The following is a 21,681-nucleotide window of genomic DNA, read 5'->3' as shown; positions in this document are numbered from 1 at the left end:
CAAGCTCTTGATCTCAATCGAGCGCCATCGGACTGTAGAAATTCACTGGAGTTCCGATGTCCGACTTCTTCTCCCTCTACACCCATGACTTCGTACGCATCGCCTGCTGCGTACCCCGTACCCGGGTGGCGGATGCACCGTTCAATCTTGCCGAGACCCTGAGGCTGGCGGCCGAGGGCGACAAGGCGGGCACCGCGCTGATGGTCTTTCCGGAACTCGGGCTCTCGTCTTACGCCATAGAAGATCTACTGCTGCAGGATGCCCTGCTCGACGAAGTCGAGCACTCCATCGCTGAGGTCGTGAAGGCGTCGAAGAAGCTAAATCCCGTCCTGATCGTCGGCGCGCCGCTGCGCGTGCGCGGTCGGCTCTACAACACGGCCATTATCGTCCATCGCGGCGCCATCCTGGGCGTGGTGCCCAAGATCTACCTGCCGAACTACCGGGAGTTTTACGAGAAGCGCCACTTCATTTCCGGCGCGAACGTGCTGGAGCCGGAAATCACATTGGCCACCCAGACAGTGCCCTTCGGCACCGACTTCCTGTTCCGCTCCACGGGCAGCGTGCCCTTCACCTTCCACGTCGAAATCTGCGAAGACGTCTGGGTGCCGGTGCCGCCCTCGAGCCACGCAGCCCTGGCCGGCGCCGAGGTGCTGGTGAACCTCTCGGCCAGCAACATCACCATCGGCAAGGCCGAGACGCGCCGGCTGCTGTGCAGCAGCCAGTCGTCACGCGCCATCGCCGCCTACGCCTATTCGGCGGCGGGCGCGGGCGAATCGACGACCGACCTCGCCTGGGACGGTCACGCCGCCATCTTCGAGGTCGGCGACCTGCTGACGGAGTCCCAGCGCTTCGCCCAGGAATCGACGATCATCCAGGCCGATATCGATCTCGGCCGCATCCGCCAGGAGCGACTGCGCTACAATGGCTTCGCGGATTGCGCGGCGAACGAGGGCGCGCGCGTGACTCGCTTCCGTGCCGTCACCTTCGAGCTCGACGCGCCGAAGAAGAGCGTGAAACTGCAGCGCGCCATAGAACGCTTTCCCTATGTGCCGTCCGATCCGGCCAAGCTGCGCGACAATTGCTACGAGGCCTACAACATCCAGATCCAGGGCCTGGCCCAGCGTCTGCAGTCGAGCCGCGTCGGCAAGGCGGTCATCGGCGTTTCAGGCGGCCTCGATTCGACGCATGCGCTGCTGGTGACCTGCCGGGCGATGGACCTGCTCGGCCTCGATCGCAAGAACGTGCTGGCCTTCACCATGCCGGGCTTCGGCACCTCGGACAAAACCCACAAGAACGCCTGGCGCCTGATGCGCGAGCTGGGCGTGACGGCGGCGGAGATCGACATAAAGCCTTCGGCCCTGCAAATGCTGAAGGACATCGGCCATCCCTTCGGCAGCGGCAAGAAGGTCTACGACGTCACCTTCGAGAACGTTCAGGCGGGACTTCGCACCGACTATCTGTTCCGTCTTGCCAACCAGCATGGCGGCATGGTGGTGGGCACGGGCGATCTCTCCGAACTGGGACTGGGTTGGTGCACGTACGGCGTGGGCGATCACATGTCCCACTACAATCCCAACGGCTCGGTCTCCAAGACACTTATCCAGCACCTGATCCGTTTCGTTGCGGCCTCCGGTGATGTCGACAAGGGCACCGCCAAAACCCTGCACGACATTCTCAATACCGAAATCTCGCCCGAACTGATCCCGGCCGGCGCAAGCGGCGCCATCCAGTCGACCGAGCAGTCGGTCGGTCCCTATGCACTTCAGGACTTCAACCTGTTCTATCTGACGCGATTCGGCTTCCGGCCGTCCAAGATCGCCTTCCTCGCCTGGAATGCCTGGCACGACGCGGCCAAGGGCGCCTGGCCCGCCAACCTGCCGGCCGATGCCAAGCGCGCCTTCACGTTGGCCGAGATCAAGAAGTGGATGACGCTGTTCATGCGCCGCTTCTTCACCAACCAGTTCAAGCGCTCGGCACTGCCCAACGGACCGAAGATTTCGTCGGGCGGCTCGCTGTCGCCGCGCGGCGATTGGCGCGCACCCTCGGACGGCAGCCCCGATGTATGGTTGGCCGAACTCGCCCAGCAGGTTCCTGAGAAATAGACTGGGTCGCGCAGGGAGGACGAGCCGATGCCACTCGAGATCAAGAAGACCGTGCAGCAGATGGTCGACGAGGCCAATGCCGCGATCGAGACCTTGCCGCTGGCCGAGGCGATGAAAGCCCATGGTTCGCCGGGGATTACCTTCATCGACATCCGCGATCCGCGCGAGCTGTGGCGCGACGGCACGATTCCGGGCGCCATCAATGTGACCCGCGGCATGCTCGAGATGTGGATCGATCCCAAGAGCCCCTATGCCAAGGAATTCTTCCAGACCGGCAACAAGTTCGTGTTCTTCTGCGCCGGCGCTTGGCGCTCGGCGCTGGCGACCAAGACGGCCCAGGACATGGGGCTGACCCCGGTTGCGCATTTCGAAGGCGGCTTTGGCGCCTGGAAGAAGGCGGGTGGCCCGGTGGAAACGGTCGAACCCAAGAAGTAAGCGGAGCGTTCCGCGATGAGCCCCGACCAGCCGTTGGTGCCGCAGCCGACCGCGGCCGACTTCCCCGAATTTCTCTCGATCCCGGTCCGCGTGGCGCGCAACGCCGCCCTTTATCCCGACAAGCCCGCGGTGAAGTGCGAAGGCAGAGCGCGCAATTGGGGCGACTTCGATCGGCGGGTGAACAGGATCGCGCGCAGCCTGGGCGGAATGGGCGTCGGCAGCGGCGACAAGGTCGCCATCCTTGCCGCCAATTCGATCGAGTATCTCGAGACCTTTATGGGCGGCCTGCGGGCCGGCGCCTGCGTGGTGCCGCTGTCAACCATGGCGGCGGCGGACTCGCTCGAGAAAATGCTCGACGATTGCGATGCCAAGGTCCTGTTTCTTTCGGACCAGTATCGCGCCCTGGTCGAGCCTTATGAAGACCGGCTTGGCAAGCTGATCGCCGGCGGCCGCATCGCCTACGATTTCAGCCGCCCGGGCTGGCGGAACTTCGAGGAATGGCTGTCCCCAGCCAGCGAAGGTGCCTTCGCGGTGCCGATCGGCGTGCTCGACGACTTCAACATCATTTACAGTTCGGGCACCACCGGTCTACCCAAGGGCATCCTGCATTCACATGTGATGCGCGACATGCTGGCCGTGCGTTTCACCGCGTTCGACTACGGGCCGGACACGATCTCACTGGCCTCGACTCCGCTCTATTCCAACACGACGCTCGTTTCCGTCCTGGCGACCATCGGCGTCGGCGGTACGACCATCCTGATGACCAAGTCCGATGTGCCGAAGTTCCTTGAGATCGCCCAGAGGGAACGCGTGACGCATGCGATGCTGGTGCCCGTGCAGTACCAGCGGATCCTCGCCCATCCGGACTTCGACAAGTACGACCTCAGCTCGTTCAAGGCCAAGCTCTCGACCAGCGCGCCGCTCAGGGCACACATCAAGGCCGACTGCCTGGCGCGTTGGCCGGGACGCCTGATCGAGATCTATGGTCTCACAGAGGGCGCCGGAAGCTGTATGCTGGAGGCAAACCTCAATCCCGACAAGCTCCACACCGTCGGCAAGCCTGGCCTCGGCAGCGAGATCGTGGTGCTGGACGAGCAGGGCAGGGTGCTGCCGCAGGGCGAGGTGGGCGAACTGGCCGGCCGTGCCCAGGTGATGATGAAGGGCTACTACAAGCAGGAAGACAAGACGCGCGAGCTCTTCTGGCATGATCGCGATGGCCGCCTGTTCTTCAAGTCCGGCGACATGGGCAGGATCGACGAAGACGGCTTCATCGTGCTGCTCGATCGCAAGAAGGACATGATCATTTCCGGCGGCTTCAACGTCTATGCCGCCGATATCGAGGTGATGCTGCTGCGGCATCCCGACGTCGTCGACGTGGCGGTGATCGGCGTACCGAGCGACCAGTGGGGCGAATCGCCGATGGCGCTCGCGGTGCGGGCGCCAGGGTCGAAGGCGACATCGGACGAGATCCGTGCGTGGGCCAACGGCCAGCTCAGCAAGACGCAGCGCCTGGTCGCGGTGGAGTTTCGCGATCAGCTTCCGCGCAGTACTATTGGCAAGATCATGAAACGCGAACTGCGGGCACCCTACTGGGAAGGCCGTGGCAGCAAGATCTGAGGACACGATGACCGATCCGAAACTGCGCTCCTCGCACCTCTTCACCTTGACCCTGGCCGTCGATCCGAACATGACGGACATCGGCGAGACGCCCTATGGGCGCCGCCGCATCGCCACCGTCACGGGCGGAAGCTTCGAGGGCGAGGAGCTGCGGGGCAGCGTGCTGCCGTCGCCCGGTGGCGACTGGCTGCTGCTGCGGCGCGACGGCATCCTGCAGCTCGATGTCCGTCTGACGCTCAAGACCGACGACGGCCACCTCATCTACATGAGCTATCGCGGCATGCGGCACGGCCCGGCCTGGGTGATCGAACAACTCAACAAGGGCGAGAAGGTCGACCCCAGTCAGTACTATTTCCGCGCAACGCCGTGGTTCGAGACCTCATCTGAGAAGTACAGGTTCCTGAATCGGATCGTCTGCGTGTCGACCGGCCGGCGCGAGCCGACGGGACCGGTCTATGAGGTCTTCCAGATCCTCTAGCGCGCGATCCTGTCCAGCACGGGCAGGATGTACTCGCGGAACTTTGCCGGGTTCTCGCTCATCGGGAAGTGGCCGAGTTCCTTCATGACATGGACTTCCACGCCCGGGATCTGTGCCGCCGTGCGCAGCGTGTCCGCGGCCGTGCAGGAGAAGTCGTACTCACCGGTCAGCAGGTAGAGCGGACAGACCTTGGTGTCGATGGTCTTCACCTTTTCGCGCAGGTCGCCGTCGACGCGGTAGAAGTAGAGGTCGCCTTTGAATACGCCCGGACCGCCCTGCATGTACATCCACAGCGTCTCGTGGCGGCTCACCGGCGGACTCTGTGGTGCGATCAGGCCCGAGATGAGAGCGGCGCAGACCTCGCCGCCATGCACGTCGGGCCGGTGCAGCCAGGCGGTATCGTACCAGGGTTGCTGAAAGTCGGCGGCTTCCAGAGCAATCAGGGCGCGGAACTCGGCGGCATGCTCGATCACCAGATTGAGCACGATGCGCCCGCCGATCGAACAACCCATGACCGCCGGGCGGTCGAGTTCCATGGCCCGGCAGAAGGCCCGAATGGCGGCGGTGTAGGAGGCCGTCGTCAGGCGATACTCCTCGCGTTCCCAGCCATCCGGCGGCGTCGACTTGCCGTGCCAGGGCATGTCGAAGGCGAGGACGCGAAATCGCCGGGTGATTTCGGGGTCGGCCAGCAGATGGCGGAACTGGCGGTTGTCGGCACCGGCGGTGTGCAGGCAGACCAGGGGGATACCGCCACCTGCTTCGGGCCCGGCTTCCTCGAAATAGATGCGGTGGGGAATGCCATCGATTTCGAGTCGGACGTAGCGGCCGACCATCGGATCCAGTGCCGGCGCCATGTCAGTCCGCCTCCGGCAGCCGACGCGGCAGTGCCAGCAGGTCCTTGAAGTATTGAAGATTCTGCAGCAGCGGCCGCAGGTCACCCTGGATCGAGGCCGCGCCACGCTTGGTGAGCGAGAAGAGATCGTGCCAGCCGGGCTCGGGCACTTTTCGCCAATGGCGCTGCCAGGCATCCTCGGTGCCGCTGACCGAGAATGCCACGGAACGCAGCAGGCGAGGTCCACGGGCAAGATCGGCGAGAGCGCCCTGGCGCAGGGTCAGATAGAAGGGCTCGGCACCGATGTCGACGCGGCAGTCTGCGTCCAACCAGCGTCCGCGACGGCAGAGGTCGGCATCGGCGGCGAGCAGTTCGGGCAGTCGGGCGAAGCGGTCGGCAGGGTTCATTCCTGCAGAATGTACTCGATCTCCGAGCCGTCGAAAGCTTTGAAAGCCGCCTTTACCCAGCGGCCGCGATCGTCGAACCACTGGTCCATGGTGATGTCGCCGGCATAGCGGTAGTGCGTCGCCTCGATCGAGCGCGAGGAGGTCTTGATCGTCTGCCGTCCCAAGTTGGTGATCTGGACCTTGGACGGCGTGCCGTACTGGGTGTTGAGCAGCATCGACTGCTTGACCTGATTCAGGTTCCAGTGGGTCGAGGGCAGCACCGTGGGCGGCAAGGCTTCGACGACAGCGTCGTTGCGCTGGAGCCCCTGGTCGTTCAACGAGGTGCCGAAGGCCACATCGGCGCCCTTTCGTTCGACCGCAAGCCGATTGCCGTCATGCCGGGCGCGCATCGTGAATTGCTTGCCGTTGTCGTCGGTCTTGGTGTCGATCGACTGAAGGGTCGAGCCGTTCCATACCTCGTTGCCGCGATGGCTGTAGCGGTAGACCGTGAGACCTAGCGCCCTTACCGCGAAGTCGATCGAGGTTGCCACGGTGCGCTGCTGGCCGTTGCCCTGAAAGGACAGGGTGTGACTCCCGATCTGCTGGCCGTTGCGATAGACGTTGAACGAATGGGTACTTCCATAGGGAAAATCGCCAGTCGCAGCCGTCGTGGCCGCTCCGGTCACTACAAGAATCGTCGCAAGAACCGCCCGGCGCATATTCCGACTCCTCCTCCAATTATACGTCGGATTGGGCTTTCAGATCACGCCGCAACATCCGCGATCAGACGACGCGGTCGTCCCGCAGCCTCTGGATAACGGTCGGCTCGTAGCCAAGTTCCCGCAGGATCTGGTCGGTATGCTCGCCCAGTTTCGGGGCGCGGCGGCGGATGGTAAGCGGCGTGCGGGATAGTTTTACCGGCTCCTGGAGCACCGGAACCGGCTTGGTCGCGCCGGGGAAGTCCATCGGGTGCAGGAATTTCGCGTCCTGCACGTGCTTGTCGTCCAGCGCCTGCTGCGGCGTATAGACGGGGCCGGCCGGAATGCGGTTGGCTTCGAGAGCGGCCAGCGCCTCGGCTGCGGTGCGGCCGTTGCACCATTTCTGCATGATCGCCGACAGCGCCTCGCCGTTGTCGCCGCGGGCGAGGTCGTCCTTGAAGCGCGGGTCGCTGGCCAAGGACTCGTCGCCCATCAGCTTGCACCAGCGTACGAAAAGCGGCTGGCCGATGGTCATGGCGTAGATCCAGCCGTCCCTGCACTTGAAGGTATCCGACGGACCGGCGGTGAAGCCGCGATTGAGGGTGGCGATGCGGTTGAGGCTGAGCATGGCCTGCTCGATCAGGTGGCCGTTGGTGATGTTCATGGCGGTGCGCAGCAACGCCGTCTCGACTTTCTGGCCCTTGCCGCTCTTGGCGCGGTCGATCAGGGCAGCCAGCACGCCCACGGTGTTGAGCAGTGCCGTGCCGAAGTCGACGAAAGGGGCGTTCATGCGGGTCGGCACCTTGCCGTCACCCGACAGGAACATGGCGCCGGACATCGCCTGTCCGATCGTGTCGAAGCCCACCCGGGTGGCGTAGGGACCCTCCGAGCCGAAGGTCGAGGTCGTGGCGAGGATGATCCTGGGATTGATGGCGGAGATGGTGTCGTAGTCGATGCCCATCTTCTGCAGGTCTTCGTAGGGCAGGTTGGCGATCACCACGTCCGAAACGGCGACCAGCTTCTTCACGATCTCTCGGCCGGCCGGCTTCACGGGATTGAGCGTGAGGCCGAGTTTGTTGCGGCCCATCTGGAGAAACATCGCGCCTTCGCCGCCCTCGACCACCGGGGTGACCCAGCGGTCCTCGCTGCCGTCGAGCTTCTCGATGCGGATAACCTCGGCGCCCAGATCGCCCAGCATCGTGCCGCAGAACGGGCCGGCGATATACCGGCCGAAATCGAGAACGCGAATGCCCTCCAGGACGCCTGCCATCTACTCGCTCCCTTGCCTATTGCACCGGGCCGCGCGAAGGCGGCGCACGAGCAATAGCGCGGCAATGGCAGTCGCGACAAGAATGGCAGACGCCGGAGGCGCCGTCGCCATATTGCCAAGCGGCTCATGGCGATCGGCCGACGCTACGACCAGCGGACCGGCCGACACGACCAGGAGCCGCAGCGGCTACTAGAGCACCGGATCCATGCCAGCCTTTTCGAGCGCCGCCTTACGCACCGCCATCCATGCCGCGGTGAAGGCAGCCTTGTCCGCCGGCGGACTGGCTTTGTTGAACTCGGCCCATGCCTTGCCGAGCACGTCCTGGCGCTTGATCAGCATGTCGTTGTGTTTCTGCGCTTCGGCGGTCCAGACACCGGCCTCCTTCAGCGCCTTCACCGCGCCCTCATGATAGGGCAGCACCCAAGAGAGGATCTGAAGCTTGACGTCCAGGCCATCGGCACCAGGCGCTGCATCCTTGTACTGCGCGTAACCGTCGATCATCGCCTTGGTGATGGAATAGATCAGGTCCGCCTTCTCGGCGGCATACGCCATGAAGATCGGGTACGGGTAGGTCGGCAGCTCGAGCGAATTGGAGTTGCTCAGTCCGCCTGCCCCGCAAGTCACCTTGTGGGGGTAGAAATAGGGCCCGACCTTCTGCAGGCGAGCCCAGCCTGCTTTGTCGGAAGCGCGTGTCTGTGGCATCACCACGCCACGCGGCGAGGTTTCGAGCTCCTTGACCGTGCCGGTGATGGTGGAGGCGATCGCGGCGTCGATCTCGTTGTTGATCATGCCCTTCCACATGGCGCCGAAACTCGAGAATTCGACCAACTTGACGTCGTTCTTTGTGAGGCCGCCGAAGGCCAGAATCGCATAGGCATTCTGATTGAGTGCCGGCGAGCCGACGACGATGCCGATGCGCTTGCCCTTGAGGTCCTTGAATTCCTTGACGCCGGTGTCCTTGGCAACATTGAGGGTGATGCCGTTGCACGAGGCCGCCGACAGCATCAGCCGCAGTGGTTGCGGGCCCCAGCCGGCCACCGCGAACTCGAACAGGCCTTCGGAGGCGAAGTAGCCGCCGATGCCCATCGCGGAGGCCTGTGCGCGGCCGTTCTTCAGGGGCGCCAGACGGGCGACGTCGTTACCCGCCGGCAGGACGCGCAAGTCGCTCTTGTACTGCTCCTTGAGCACTTTCCCGACGGCGACGGCGATGTTGAAGCCCGATGTGCCGGTATCGTAGGCCGTCATGGTGAGCGTGTCGGGCAGTTTGACGCTCTGGGCCCAGGCCGGGCCGACGCAAATGGCAGCGGTTGCCACCAGTGCCGACGTGATCATTGTTCGCCGAAGCATGATCGTTCCTCCCTTTGGTTCGCGCTGTCGCCATCGTGCGAGATCGAAAGCGGACGCAGACCAACAGTTGCCGTCGATCCCTCGACGGCAGTACTGCGATCACTTGCGAGGGAACGCGCTCCAGCGCGTGCCCATGACGTTCGCTCCCTGGTCTCGGCGACGGTAGGCCCGCCGCTTGCTTTGTCCGCAATCATGGCCGCCGCTGGCTGGTGAGTCCAGCCGGATTGCCGGCAGCTCTGTTCACGCCGCGCGGAAGCGGCGCACGAGCAACAGCGCGGCAATGACGGTGGGAACAAGAATGGCAAGCGCCAGAAGTTCCATCGTCGTGTTGCTAACCGGCATGAGGCCGCCGCCAGGCGTCGCCATCACCAGCCCGCCAAGGATCAGAAGCACACGCAGCGGCCATTCGAATGGCCCGGCGGCGCGCAGGTCGCCGACGCCCGCCTGGTAGCCCTGGATGCCGCCGCAGATGAACACGGTCCCGAACAACGTCGTGGCGGTCAGATAGAACGCCTCGAAGTAGGGGATAGCTTCGCCCGGCGCCGACGCCTGAAGCACCAGCGCCGGATTCATGACGAAGAAGAACGGGATGAAGTAGATGATGCTGCCGACCCACATCGACTCCCAGCCGGTCTTCATGGCGGGTGCCCCGGCGATTCCCGCCGCGGCGAAGGAGGCGATGGCCACTGGCGGGGTGATCGACGACAGCATGCCCCAGTAGAAGATGAACATATGCACGGCCATCTTGTTGAGGCCGAGTTTCTCCAACGCCGGACCGACCAGGATGGCAAGGAAGATGTAGCAGGCGGTCGTCGTCAGCCCGAGGCCGAGCACCAGGCTTGTGATGGCGCACATGACGAGCAGCAGCAGTGCATTGCCGCCGGCCAGCGCGAGCAGATCGTTGGCGAGCGAGGAAATCACGCCGGTCAGTGAAAAGGCGCCGATCAGGAGGCCGCAGCCCGCCAGGATGCCAACCAGTTCGACGAAGGTGCGGCCGTTCGCCTCGAGAAACTTGACGTACTTGGCGAGACCCCAGCGTTTTTCTCCGCCAAGCTCATTCAGCACGACAAGGAGCAGCATCCCACCAAGCGCCGGAAGCAGGACCGCGTTCATCCAGGCATCGAACAAGCCGGGATCGCCCGCCGGCAACTCAATGGCCTTGGCATAGGCTTCGCCGCGGATGGTCATGACGGCCGTGGCGGTGACGGCGATGAGAAGCGCGATGGTGTTGATCGATTTCCACTTGCCCGGCTGCTCCCACTGATTCAGCACCAATAGCAGCGCCGTTGCATAGAAAGGTGCATGGCTCTCGCGCTTGAAGTAGAGCAGCATGACGACCAGAACGATCACGACAAAGGCGAAGTACCAGCCTTCCTTGAAGGTCTGCCCCAGGCTGGGCAGCTCGCGCCGTTCGAGACCCTTGAGGCCTTTGCGCGCCGCATAGGCGTCGACCTGCATGAACAGGCCGGCGTAGTAGAGGATTGCCGGAATGATGGCGGCGACCGCGACCTCGGCATAGGTCGTGCCCATGAATTGAGCCATGACGAAAGCGGTGGCGCCCATCACCGGCGGGGCGAGCACGGCGCCGGTCGACGCGCAGGCCTCGATGGCGGCGGCGTAGGAAGCAGTGAAGCCAGTCCGCTTCATGGTCGGGATCGTCATCGTGCCCGCGGTCAGCACGTTGCTGACGATGCTGCCCGACATCATGCCGAGCAGGCCGGATGCGAAGATGCCGACCTTGGCGGCGCCGCCCCGGAAGGTACCGCAGAGCGCGAAGGCCAAATTGATGAAGAACTTGCCGGCGCCCGTCATCATCAGGGCGGTGCCGAATACCAGAAAGCCGATCACGACATCGGCGAAGGCCTGGATGGGAATGCCGAGCAGGCTTTCGGTCGAAAGCACGTGGTAGGCGGTCGTCTGGTCGAGCGTCGATTGGTTGCCCCTGAGGGGGCCGAGCCAGTCCGCGCCGGCGAACAGCGGATAGACCGTGAAGGGCAGAACACAGAGCATCAGGCTCCAGCCGCCGGTACGGCGCAGCGCCTCCATCAGCACAGCCCACATCACGTAGCCCGCCCAGATGATCGACTGGGGCGGATCGCCGAATTCCCAGCCAAGCTCGGCAGCTTCGCGGATGTGGAGCATGAGGTACAGCGACGCGAGAGCGGTGCTGGCAAAAAGCACGATGTCGTACCAGGGAAGCCGCGTCATCGATGCGTTCGGGCTTCCCGGGAAGATCAAGAAAGTGAAAGGCAACATGCACGAGATCAGGAGATAGAAGTACTCGGTGTTGAGCTGAGTGAAGCCGACGAAGAAGCGCAGCGCGAACTGCTGGTTGATGCAGAGGAAGATCGTGACGCCGGTCAGGACGACGAGTGCCCAGCGCCACGCCCCCGACAGCGTCCGCAGGCGCATGGTTTCGGCCTCGGCGGGGCCGACCTGGTGCGGGTCGTCAAAGACGATCGGCGTCGCTCGGTCTGTCATGGGATGCGGCCTGAGATCGACTATTTAGAGATCGCGTCGATTCCAGCACGCAACGCAGCGCTCGCCTGAACAAGGCGTAGATTCATGAGATCCTCCCTTTGAGCGCCTTGTTTCCGGCGCCTGTTGCCTGGCATGTTGCCCAGTCGGGAGGCCGGGTTCAATCGAAGAACGTGTTCGGCTTCAAAAAGAACGCGAGCATCAGGCAGCCTTCGTCGGTCCAGGCATCGTGACGGCTGCCGGGCCGGCGCCAGACATAGTTTCCGGCACTGCAGACGCCGTCGTGGTCGGCGAAAGACCCTGCGAGGACGAAGGTCTGCTCGACCGCCACATGCTCATGCTGGGGGAGACGTGCTCCCGGTGCCCATCGCATCAGCACGGTCGACATGCCGGTGTCCTTGTTTTCCATGAGGATCTTCCAGTCGATCCCCGGGAAGCGTGTCGGCTGCCAGGGAACGCTGGCCACGTCGACGTAGGTCGAGTCGCGCAAGGCCATGGGCATCGTCTCGGCGTTCATGCTGCGGCCCTCTGCTTGGCCGCCTTGAGCGTGCCGCCGCGCATGACATGGCCGGGCAGGGGCCGGCCGACCACGTCCTCGGCGATTTTTGCGACCTCGATCAGCTTGTCCACGTCGAGGCCGGTCTCGATGCCCATCTCCTCGCACATGTAGGCGAAGTCCTCGGTGCAGATGTTGCCGACCGCGCCGTCGGTCGCCGCGAACGGGCAGCCGCCAAGGCCGGCGATCGAGGCATCGAACCTGGTGACGCCCAGCCGGAGGCCGGCATAGGCGGCGGCCATGCCGGTGCCGCGGGTGTCGTGCAGGTGGAGCGAAATCTCGAGTTCCGGCCACTTGCTGCGGATGGCGCCGATCAGGCGTTCGACCGATTGCGGCGTCGCCCAACCCATGGCGTCGGTGAGCTTGATGCCCTTGAGCGTGAAGCCCGCCAGCGTGGCCTCATCGAGCGCCAGCTGAACGCGCTGCAGAATCAGCTCCGCGGAAAGCTCGCCCTCATAGTTGCAGCCGAAGGCACCGAGGATGATGCCCCATTCCACGGGCATGCCGCGGTCCTTGAAGGTCTTGAGCGACATGCGCTGCTCGACCATCGCGTCCGGCACCGATTTGCCGATGTTCTTCAGGGAGAAGGTATTCGAGGCCGTGACCCGCACGCCGCCATCGACATGAAGGGGACCGCGCAGCGCCCGTTCGAGGCCCTGCTGGTTCAGCCACAGCGCGCTGTACTGCACGCCGGGCTTGCGTCGGATGGCGGCCGCCACTTCCTCGGCGTCGGCCATGGTCGGCACCCGCTTGGGATTCACGTAGGAGACGCAGGCAATCCGCTTTAGGCCTGCATCCGCCAGCGCCTCAATGAGCCGGACCTTGTCGGCCACCGGGATCGCCTTCTTCTCCGACTGGAAGCCCTCGCGAGGGCCCTCCTCGTCGATCTGCACGCGCTTGGGCAAGTCGGACATGGCGGGCCTCCTCCGGGCGTCAGCCTTCCTCTTGGAAGGCCTCCTTGCGCGCTTTCTTGATACTGGGCAGGGCCATCAGCACCAGCAGCAGGGCCGTGGTGATGAGCAGGCCGAGGCTGATCGGCCGCTCGAGGAACACCATCGCATCGCCGCGCGACAGCAGCATGGCGCGCCGGAAGTATTCCTCCATCTGCGGACCGAGCACGAGGCCCAGAAGGAACGGTGCACCCTCGCAGCCGAGGCGGGCGAAGATGTAGCCGAGCACGCCGAAGGCTGCGACCTGCAGGACGTGGAAGGTACTGTTCTGCAGGCTGTAGGCGCCGATGCAGCAGAACAGCAGGATCGCCGGGGCGAGGAAGCGGTAGGGCACGGTCAGCAGCTTCACCCACATGCCGATCATCGGCAGGTTGATGACCACCAGCATGGCATTGCCGATCCACATCGAGGCGATCATGCCCCAGAACAGATCCGGCTTCTTGGTCATGACCTCGGGCCCGGGCTGGATGCCCTGGATGATCATGGCGCCGACCATCAGCGCCATCACGGCATTGGAGGGAATGCCGAGCGTCAGCATGGGAATGAACGAGGTCTGGGCCGCGGCATTGTTGGCCGCCTCGGGTGAGGCCACGCCTTCGACGGCGCCCTTGCCGAACTCGCCCGGGTTCTTGGAGAGCTTCTTCTCGAGCGTATAGGCCGAGAAGGCGCCCAGCGTCGGTCCGCCGCCTGGCAGCACACCAAGTGCGGCGCCGAGCATGGTGCCGCGCAGGATGGCCGGAATCGACCGCCTGGTCTCTTCGCGCGTCGGCCACAGCGAGCCCACCTTGATGGTGCCCGTTCGCGTCAAATGTCGTTCGAGGTTGACCACGATCTCGGCGATGCCGAACAGGCCCATGGCGATCGGCGCGAAATCGATACCGTCGCTGAGCTCCGGGATGTCGAAGGTGAAGCGCTGCGCGCCGGTGTTGACGTCGGTGCCCACCAGACCGAACAGCAGGCCGAGGAAAACCATGGCGATGGCCTTCAGGACCGAGCCGCTGGCCAATACGACAGCAGCGACGAGTCCGAGCGCCATCAAGGCGCAGTAATCGGCGGGGCCGAATTTCTGCGCCATGCGCGTCAGCGGTTCGGCGAACATGACGATGATGACGGTGCCCACAGTGCCGGCGAAGAATGAGCCGACCGCCGAGATCGACAGCGCCGCACCGGCGCGCCCCTTGCGCGCCATCTGATAGCCGTCGAGGCAGGTCACGACTGACGCCGCTTCGCCTGGCAAGTTGACCAGGATCGACGTCGTCGAACCACCATAAGACGCGCCGTAGTAGATGCCGGCCAACATGATCAGCGAGGCGACCGGCGGCAGGTGGAAGGTGATCGGCAGCAGCATGGCGATGGTCGCCACGGGACCGATGCCGGGGAGAACCCCGATCAGCGTGCCGAGCATGCATCCCAGAAGGGCATACAGGAGATTCTGGAAACTGAAGGCGACGCTGAAGCCAAGGGCCAGGTTGTCTAGGAGATCCATCTCACCACACTCCGCGCAGGATGGTGATATTCATCCCGAGCCCGACCTTGAAGACGAGGGTGCATACGATCGCCAGAACGACCATGTTGGCGAGCACTTCCTTCAGCTTGAACTCCTCACCGGCGAGCGAGGCGATCAGGATCAGCACGACCAGCGCCGGCAGCAGGCCGGCGCGTTCAAACAGCAGGGCGAAGCAGATGATGCCGATGGTCACCAGGGTGATCGGCTTCCACTTTGGCTTCTCGACCGGTTCGGCGCCGGCGACCAGGGCGACCACGCAGATCACCCCGCCAAGACTCATCATGATCAGCGCCAGCATGCGCGGCACGTAGCCCGGCCCCATGCGCACCGTCGTGCCGAGCGCCAGCTTCTGGCCGAAATAGAGGGCCACCAAGCCGAAGCCAATGAACATCAGCCCGGACAAAAAGTCCTTGCTCAGGAATCGATTCAACGACGCCTCCCAGAAACGCGTAGTCTTCAATGTATCGTTGGGCTCGAACCCCCGAGCCTGTACGAGGGTTAGATAAACACGAATTTACCTCTTTGCCCAAGCCCCAAGTTCAGGAGCGCTGCAATAGCCGCACGGCGGTGGCGGTGAGACAAAGAGCCAACGATCAGCGCGCCGGGTGCACGAGCCGCCTGGCGTGTCGCGACGGGCGCGACAAAGAGCGCGGGCAGCGGCAGCACCACCAAGCAGAACAGGGCGCCACCGCCTGGCGCATCGACCGATCGGCCGGGTGTGCCAATGGCCTCTTTGCTGGAATTGGAGATTGAGGGGTAGCAGATGAAGTGCTCAAAGTTCCGCCATCGATGCCTAGAGACGAGGCGGATCTAGTTCATCCGGTCACCCGCGATGACCTCGCCCTCGACACTATTGCGAGCGGGACAGCCACGCAGACTCCCCATTGGTCGATATTGCGTGCGCTCCGACGGACGAGCAAACTCCCTGCCAAATGAACGACCGTTCAGGGGCAGTTATTGGCACGTAAAGGCGCAGATTACATCGGCACGATGGAGGTGCAGGCGAAGCACCGATTCGACGAGCAATCGCTTGGCCGGTTCATGGCCTCTCACGTAGATGGCTTCGTGCCGCCAGTGCGGGCGGAGCAGTTCCGCGGTGGCCAGTCGAACCCGACCTACCGCCTGACGGATGGTGCCGGGCGGCACTACGTGCTGCGCCGCAAGCCGCCGGGCAAGCTCCTGCCGTCGGCCCACGCAGTCGACCGTGAATTTCGGGTGATTGCCGCCCTCAACAAGACCGATGTGCCGACGCCCCGGGCCTTTGCCCTGTCCGAAGATGAGGGCGTGGTCGGCACTCCCTTCTACATCATGGAGTACTGTGACGGCCGCGTGCTGTGGGATCCGCTCCTGCCGGAAGTGCCGAAGGAAGGGAGATTGGCTATCTATCGGGCCAAATTCGAGACGCTGGCAAGGCTCCATGCGGTCGACTATGCGGCGTTGGGCCTTGCCGACTTCGGCCGCCCCGGCAGCTACGTCGCACGCCAGATTTCCCGCTGGGGCAAGCAGTACAAGGCCTCCGAGACCGAAGCGATCGAGGCTATGGACAAGCTGCTGGAATGGCTGCCGGCACACCTGCCTGCCGATGCCGAGACGGTGCTGGTCCATGGTGACTATCGGCTCGACAACATGATCTTCCATGCCACCCAGCCGCGGGTGCTCGGCATCATCGACTGGGAAATCTCGACGTTGGGCGATCCGCTGGCCGAACTCTCGTATCTCTGCATGCTGTGGCGCACGCCCAAGGATTGGGGTGGCCTCGGTGGCCACGATCTCGAAGCGCTCGGGCTGCCGACGGAGCGCGAGATGGTGTCCTACTACTGCGGCCTCTCGAAGCGGTCCGTGCCCGACCCCGCGCTCTGGGACTTCTACATGGCCTACAACCTGTTTCGCGTTTCGTGCATACGCCAAGGCGTCTATGCCCGGTCACTCGACGGCACGGCGTCGAACGTTCGCGCCGCGGATTCCGGAAAGCTGGTGCGTCCGGCGGCCGAACTCGGCTGGAAGATCGTCGAAAGCATCGGCGGAGGAACGAGATGACCAAGCGCAAGCCCGTGCGGACGGCCGCCGCGGTGCCCGTTGCCGCCGAGCGCGAACAGCGACCGCCGATCGAGGCGATCCGCGCCGCGGCGTTCCAGCAGTTCGCCGAACGCGGTTACCCGGTGGTGACGGTCCGCGACATCATGAAGGCCTGCGGGCTGACACAGGGGGCGCTCTACAATCACTTCAAGTCGAAGGACGAGCTGCTGCATGACATCATCGCCTCGACCCAGGGCGAACTCGAGCGGATATGCCAGCAGGCGGTGGCCGGCGCGGGCGATGACCCGCGCGCCAAACTGGCAGCGTTCGTGCGCGTCTATGTCATGCGGCATTGCCGGCTCCGGGTGGAAGCCCTGGTCGCCAACCGCGAGATCGGCTGGCTCGATGCGGCGCGCGTCGCCGATATCCGCCGCAGCCGCCGCGCCATTCGCGACGTTGTCGTCGCGATCCTCAGGCAGGGAGTGGAGAGTGGGCTGTTCGATCCGCCATTGACCGGCGGTCGCCAGGATCTCAAGGCCATCGCCATGGCGTTGCTTGACCAGTGGACACATGTTTCCATGTGGTATGGCCCCGGCGGACAGATCGCCGAGGAGGAGATGTCCCGCCTCTACGCCGACATGGCGCTGCGGGCGGTCGGGGCCCGGCCTTAATTAAGCCCAAGAATACTGGAGTATCCGGGCATGTTCGTACGTTTGGCGACACTTGCCCTGGCATTCGTCTTCGCCTCTGCCTGTACGCCGGAGGCGACGAACACGCCGCCGCCCAGCAGCCGCAGCACGGCCATCGCGGCTGCACCAAGCAAAGGTGCCGTGCCGGCTGGACGCTGGCGCGCGGTACTGATCGCCGGCGACAATAACAGCCCGGCTTTCGACAACGGCGTCCAGTCGTTGCGCGAGAAGCTCGTGGCGCATGGCGTAACTGACATCTCGGTCTATTCCTCGGATGCCGGGCGTACCACACCGGCACGGCTTGCGAGCGTCGCCAACGTGGCGACCGCGTTGCGCGCCGGAGGCGGCGACGCCTGTCTCGTCTTCGTCACCAGCCATGGCGAGCAGAAGGGGTTCTTTCTGCGGACGGATCGCAGGCTGTTCGATCCTGGCTCGCTCGATCGGGTGCTGAGCGTGGGCTGCGGCTCGGTGCCGACCGTGGTCGTGGTGTCGGCCTGCCATAGCGGGACCTTCCTGACGCCCGATATGCGCAAGCCCAATCGCGTGATTCTGACCGCGGCCGCGACGGACCGCACGAGCTTCGGCTGCGGCACGGGCGATCAGTACACCTACTACGACCAGTGCCTACTGCAGCAGTTCGACAGTGCCACCACATGGCGCGAGCTGGCCGTCGCCACGCGTTCCTGCGTCGAGGGTCTCGAACGCCGCATGGGCATGCGGCCGCCCTCGCAGCCGCAGATGTTCGTCGGCGCCCAGGTCGAGGCTTTACGGTTGCCGTCGCGCTAGGGGCTTGACGTCAGTCGATCACGGCCGTGAAGTCGCACGTAACGAGGTGTGCGCTGTCGGCTGCCAGCGATAGGGTGTGACGGGCCGGCCGTGAAGCCGCATCCGGGAACATCTTCACCCATTCTTCGTTCAGGGCCGCGCGGCCGGTCGAGGGCTGTTTCATCCAGAAATTGATCTTGATGATGTCGTCGACCGTGCCGCCACCCGCCTCGACGCACAGGCGGATGTGCTTGAAGATGTTGGTGACCTGTCCGGCGAGATCGGGCGGAGCGATGCGCGTGCCCGGTTCGGTCCCATTCATGATGCTCGACATCAGGATGTTGCCGATCCGGCTGGCATTGGGGATTGGGTTCTGGTGGCTGTAGCCGGGGTAGTTGACACTCTTGCGCTTGGCCATCGTTTCTCTCCCTTGGAAGGGCCGGGAGCATTGCATTTCCGCCAGCGTTGGCAAATGGTCTCGGTCGGAGGAAACGAACAATGACCGGCACCAAATCGGGCTCCCTCGTCGACTATGCGCGCGAAGGCGCGATCGTCACCCTGACTCTCAATCGCCCCGAGAAACTGAATGCCTTCAGCGACGAGTTGGTGGGCGCACTTTCGGACGCGCTGCACCGCTTCGACATGGACGACGCGGCACAGATCGCCATCCTGAACGGTCGCGGCCGCGCCTTTTCAAGTGGCGCCGACGTTCAGCAGCGCCAGCTTCGCAGCCGCGAGGAATTCCTCAGGCTGGGCGGACCGCAGGGACGTGGCACGCATTCCTCCGATCTCCTGACCAAGGCGGTGAACTGGAAGCCGGTGATCGCCGCCGCACACGGCTATGTGCTGGGACTGTCCGTCGGCATCGTCCTGGAGTGCGATCTGGTCGTGGCCGAGGAGGGAACCAAATTCCAGGTCACCGAGACCTCGCGTGGTCTCGGTGCCGGGAAGTACTGGGCCCTGATGCATTATCGCGGTGGCGGCGCCTTTACCATGGAGGCAGCGCTCACTGGGCGTTTCTTCACCGCCGAGGAAGCGTTCAAAGCCAATTTGATCAATCGCGTAGCCGCCAAGGGCAAGTATCTCGACGTGGCGCGCGATCTGGCGCGCGACGTGATCAAGAACCCGCCACTCAGCGTGCGCTCCACCGTGCGCATGCGGCGCTGGTACATGGACCGCCTCAGTCGGGAAGTCATGTTCCAGACGGCGCCGGAGCGGCTCTATCTCACCGAGGATTTCCAGGAAGCCGCTCGGGCCTTTAGCGAGAAACGCGAACCGAAGCCGTTCAAGGGGCGCTGACCATGAGACATAGCAGCGATCGCATCCTGACCAGCCACGCCGGTTCACTGCCGCGGCCCGACGAGCTGATCGAGGCCAACGCCCGGCGTGAGGCCGGCACGGTCGACGAGGCCGGCTTCCAGAAGGAACTGGCGCAATCCGTGGTCGACGTCGTCCGCCGCCAGGTGGCGGCCGGCATCGCCGTGCCCGGCGACGGCGAATACGGCAAGTCGATGGGCAGCAAGGTCAACTACCGCGCCTGGTGGAGCTACTCATTCCAGCGGTTGGGCAACCTGCAAGTGCGCGGGCTCAGCCTCTATCAGTTTCCCGTGCGGCGCTCGAGCCCGGGAAACACCGTGCTGTCGAGCTTCGGCGACCGTCGCGATCGGCTGAAATTCGCCGCCGCCTACGCCGATCCCGAGTCGGGCATCACCACTGGTCCGCGCGCCACCGATTGGCCGGTCTGCGTCGGGCCACTCAAATACACCGGCCATGCCGCGATCACCGCCGACATCGCCAACTTCAAGGCCGCACTCGCGGCGTCGGGGACAAGCGAGGGTTTCATGACCTCGATCGGTCCGGCGAGCTGCGCGCGCATCGGCAACACCTTCTACAAGAGCGACGACGAATTCGTGTTCGCCTGCGCCGACGCCATGCGCGAGGAGTACAAGGCGATCATCGAAGCCGGTCTGATCCTGCAGATCGACGATCCGGCGATCGCAGAGAATTTCGACCAGATCAATCCCGAGCCGACCGCGGAGGAGTATCGCAAGTTCACCATGCCCAAGGTCGAGGCGCTGAACCATGCGTTGCGTGGATTGCCGAAGGATCGCGTCCGCTTCCACCTCTGCTGGGGCAGCTGGCATGGCCCGCACACCACCGACATCGCCATGCGCGACATCGTCGAGGTGATGCTGGCGATCGACGCCGGCGCCTATTCGTTCGAAGCCGGCAACGTGCGGCACGAGCATGAGTGGTCGGTATGGCAGGACACCAAGCTGCCCGACGACAGGTTGATTCTACCGGGCGTGGTGAGCCATGCGACCAATGTCGTCGAGCATCCCGAACTGGTGGCCGAACGCATCGGCCGCTTCGCCAAACTGGTCGGCCGCGAGCGCGTCATCGCCTCGACCGACTGCGGCCTCGGCGGGCGCGTTCATCGCGACATCTCTTGGGCCAAGCTAGAGACGCTGGCGCAAGGCGCGGCGCTTGCCAGTAAGCAGTTGTGGTAGTCGTCAGGTCGACAGAAGCCTTTCTGCGATCTCCCTGAGCTTCGCGCGCTGGATCTTGGGTCCGTTCGGTGACGGTGTGACCGGGAAGTCGTCGACCGCAAACACGCGCAGCGGCACCTTGTAGTTCGCGAGGCCGCGTCGGCAGTGGGCGATGACGCCGGCCTCGTCGAGCGCTGCACCGGCTTCGAGAATGACGAAGGAAATCGCGCGAACGCCGTCTGATCGCGGTACGGCGATCGTTTGGCAGGCACTGATTCCAGGGATCGATTGAACGTGACTCTCGATTTCGAGTGGATTGACGAGGAAGCCCGAGAGCCGCAGCACGTCGCCCATGCGGCTGAGGAACGTGAATCCGCCCTCGCCATCGAGTTCGGCCAGGTCGCCGGTGCGGACGTAGCCGTCGGCAGTGATGGTCTCGGCGGTCGCTGCATCGTTGCCGTAGTAGCCGACCATCAAGGAGGGGCCGGCGCATTCCAGTGCGCCCGGCTGCCCGGCGCCGAGCAGCACGCCGCTCTCGGGATCGCGGACCCGCACGTGGGCGAGGGGCGACGTCGGCACGCCGCCGCCCAGTTTGCGCCGCGCCACTGCGGCATCGAGCGGCTGACGCGCATAGAGCGCCTGGACTTCGCTCATGCCGTAGAGACCGCACAGGCTGAGCCCGCGTGCCTCGGCCTGCTCGGGCAACGCGCCGAGCGCAGCATTGAAGGCTGCATAGCCCGCCCATTTGATCGACGGAAAGGGCCTGTCGCCGGGAACGAGGTCGAGCAGGCGCGCATACATATCGTCGCTGCCGAACAGGGTGGTCGGCCGATGATGGGCGATCAGGCGGGTAATCTCGTCGATTTCGTAGGATTCGACCAGCACGCAGGGTTTCCCGGCGGCGAGAGTGGCGAGGGTCTGGTTGAAGCCGAAGACGCCGCAGAGCGGAAGAATCGAAAGGGAGAGTGTGTCGGGCGCGGTGAAGCCGAAGACGCGTGCCACCTGCTGGGCGTGGCTTGCGATCGCGCCTTGGCGATGCAGCACGAACTTGGGAGCGCTGGTCGTG

The 21,681-nt window shown here is 64.4% G+C and carries 21 protein-coding genes; 9 read left to right on the top strand and 12 right to left on the bottom strand.

What is annotated here, in order from left to right; translation table 11 throughout:
• Positions 1-56 precede the first annotated feature (56 nt).
• The 4 genes from EPO55_RS18395 to EPO55_RS18380 are packed head-to-tail and all read left to right on the top strand — an operon-like array spanning position 57 to position 4,632.
• The gene (locus EPO55_RS18395; protein WP_296338543.1) at positions 57-2,102 is read left to right on the top strand and encodes an NAD(+) synthase; all 2,046 of its coding nucleotides are present in this window, start codon (positions 57-59) and stop codon (positions 2,100-2,102) included.
• 27 nt (positions 2,103-2,129) lie between these two features.
• The gene (locus EPO55_RS18390; RefSeq protein WP_296338542.1) at positions 2,130-2,537 is read left to right on the top strand and encodes a rhodanese-like domain-containing protein; all 408 of its coding nucleotides are present in this window, start codon (positions 2,130-2,132) and stop codon (positions 2,535-2,537) included.
• A gap of 15 nt (positions 2,538-2,552) precedes the next feature.
• Positions 2,553-4,154: an AMP-binding protein gene (locus EPO55_RS18385; RefSeq protein WP_296338540.1), complete on the top strand. Its 1,602-nt coding sequence runs from the start codon at positions 2,553-2,555 to the stop codon at positions 4,152-4,154.
• Positions 4,155-4,161: 7 nt separating this feature from the next.
• On the top strand, positions 4,162-4,632 hold the full coding sequence (locus tag EPO55_RS18380; protein WP_296338539.1) for a DUF3237 domain-containing protein: 471 nt from the start codon (positions 4,162-4,164) through the stop codon (positions 4,630-4,632).
• Here EPO55_RS18380 and EPO55_RS18375 read toward each other — a convergent pair.
• From EPO55_RS18375 to EPO55_RS18330, 10 genes are all read right to left on the bottom strand, one after another.
• Positions 4,629-5,486 (bottom strand): alpha/beta hydrolase, encoded by an 858-nt coding sequence (locus tag EPO55_RS18375; protein WP_296338538.1) that lies wholly within the window; start codon positions 5,484-5,486, stop codon positions 4,629-4,631. The two genes, EPO55_RS18380 and EPO55_RS18375, sit on opposite strands and share 4 nt — an antisense overlap.
• 1 nt (position 5,487) lies before the next feature.
• On the bottom strand, positions 5,488-5,871 hold the full coding sequence (locus tag EPO55_RS18370) for a hypothetical protein (protein WP_296338536.1): 384 nt from the start codon (positions 5,869-5,871) through the stop codon (positions 5,488-5,490).
• Entirely contained in the window at positions 5,868-6,569 is a 702-nt protein-coding gene (locus EPO55_RS18365; protein ID WP_296338535.1) for a DUF6134 family protein, read from the bottom strand. The genes EPO55_RS18370 and EPO55_RS18365 overlap by 4 nt, the downstream gene beginning before the upstream one ends.
• 64 nt (positions 6,570-6,633) lie before the next feature.
• On the bottom strand, positions 6,634-7,818 hold the full coding sequence (locus EPO55_RS18360) for a CoA transferase (RefSeq protein WP_296338534.1): 1,185 nt from the start codon (positions 7,816-7,818) through the stop codon (positions 6,634-6,636).
• Between the two features lie 189 nt (positions 7,819-8,007).
• Positions 8,008-9,165, bottom strand: a complete 1,158-nt coding sequence (locus EPO55_RS18355; protein WP_296338532.1) for a TAXI family TRAP transporter solute-binding subunit — start codon at positions 9,163-9,165, stop codon at positions 8,008-8,010.
• A gap of 240 nt (positions 9,166-9,405) precedes the next feature.
• Complete coding sequence (locus tag EPO55_RS18350) at positions 9,406-11,646, bottom strand: TRAP transporter fused permease subunit (protein WP_296338530.1); 2,241 nt, start codon at positions 11,644-11,646, stop codon at positions 9,406-9,408.
• Between the two features lie 157 nt (positions 11,647-11,803).
• Positions 11,804-12,160 carry a cupin domain-containing protein gene (locus tag EPO55_RS18345; RefSeq protein WP_296338529.1) on the bottom strand — a complete coding sequence of 119 codons (357 nt, stop codon included), beginning with the start codon at positions 12,158-12,160 and terminating at the stop codon, positions 11,804-11,806.
• Entirely contained in the window at positions 12,157-13,113 is a 957-nt protein-coding gene (locus tag EPO55_RS18340) for a hydroxymethylglutaryl-CoA lyase (protein ID WP_296338528.1), read from the bottom strand. The genes EPO55_RS18345 and EPO55_RS18340 overlap by 4 nt, the downstream gene beginning before the upstream one ends.
• 19 nt (positions 13,114-13,132) lie before the next feature.
• Positions 13,133-14,635 (bottom strand): tripartite tricarboxylate transporter permease, encoded by a 1,503-nt coding sequence (locus EPO55_RS18335; RefSeq protein ID WP_296338526.1) that lies wholly within the window; start codon positions 14,633-14,635, stop codon positions 13,133-13,135.
• A 1-nt stretch (position 14,636) separates the two neighbouring features.
• Positions 14,637-15,086 (bottom strand): tripartite tricarboxylate transporter TctB family protein, encoded by a 450-nt coding sequence (locus EPO55_RS18330; protein ID WP_296338525.1) that lies wholly within the window; start codon positions 15,084-15,086, stop codon positions 14,637-14,639.
• A gap of 560 nt (positions 15,087-15,646) precedes the next feature.
• On the opposite strand from EPO55_RS18330, the gene EPO55_RS18325 reads away from it, so the two are divergent.
• Genes EPO55_RS18325 through EPO55_RS18315 form a run of 3 tightly spaced genes read left to right on the top strand, consistent with a single transcriptional unit; the run spans position 15,647 to position 18,147 of the window.
• The gene (locus EPO55_RS18325; RefSeq protein ID WP_296338607.1) at positions 15,647-16,693 is read left to right on the top strand and encodes a phosphotransferase; all 1,047 of its coding nucleotides are present in this window, start codon (positions 15,647-15,649) and stop codon (positions 16,691-16,693) included.
• The gene (locus EPO55_RS18320) at positions 16,690-17,343 is read left to right on the top strand and encodes a TetR/AcrR family transcriptional regulator (protein ID WP_296338524.1); all 654 of its coding nucleotides are present in this window, start codon (positions 16,690-16,692) and stop codon (positions 17,341-17,343) included. Before EPO55_RS18325 ends, EPO55_RS18320 begins: the two co-directional genes overlap by 4 nt.
• A gap of 30 nt (positions 17,344-17,373) precedes the next feature.
• The gene (locus EPO55_RS18315) at positions 17,374-18,147 is read left to right on the top strand and encodes a C13 family peptidase (protein ID WP_296338523.1); all 774 of its coding nucleotides are present in this window, start codon (positions 17,374-17,376) and stop codon (positions 18,145-18,147) included.
• Positions 18,148-18,157: 10 nt separating this feature from the next.
• On the opposite strand, the gene EPO55_RS18310 is transcribed toward EPO55_RS18315, so the two are convergent.
• Positions 18,158-18,544, bottom strand: coding sequence for a Rid family hydrolase (locus EPO55_RS18310; protein WP_296338522.1), 387 nt, complete (start codon positions 18,542-18,544; stop codon positions 18,158-18,160).
• Positions 18,545-18,624: 80 nt separating this feature from the next.
• Between EPO55_RS18310 and EPO55_RS18305 the strand changes: the two genes are divergently transcribed.
• Both EPO55_RS18305 and EPO55_RS18300 read left to right on the top strand, forming a co-directional pair.
• Positions 18,625-19,425, top strand: coding sequence for an enoyl-CoA hydratase/isomerase family protein (locus EPO55_RS18305; RefSeq protein ID WP_296338521.1), 801 nt, complete (start codon positions 18,625-18,627; stop codon positions 19,423-19,425).
• A 2-nt stretch (positions 19,426-19,427) separates the two neighbouring features.
• The gene (locus EPO55_RS18300) at positions 19,428-20,636 is read left to right on the top strand and encodes a cobalamin-independent methionine synthase II family protein (RefSeq protein WP_296338520.1); all 1,209 of its coding nucleotides are present in this window, start codon (positions 19,428-19,430) and stop codon (positions 20,634-20,636) included.
• A 3-nt stretch (positions 20,637-20,639) separates the two neighbouring features.
• On the opposite strand, the gene EPO55_RS18295 is transcribed toward EPO55_RS18300, so the two are convergent.
• On the bottom strand, positions 20,640-21,681 hold a 1,042-nt coding region (locus tag EPO55_RS18295; RefSeq protein WP_296338517.1), incomplete at its 5' end, for an AMP-binding protein.

It is taken from the genome of Reyranella sp., assembly GCF_004296935.1.
Taxonomy (GTDB): Bacteria; Pseudomonadota; Alphaproteobacteria; order Reyranellales; family Reyranellaceae; genus Reyranella.
This window is presented reverse-complemented; position numbering and strand designations above follow the sequence as displayed.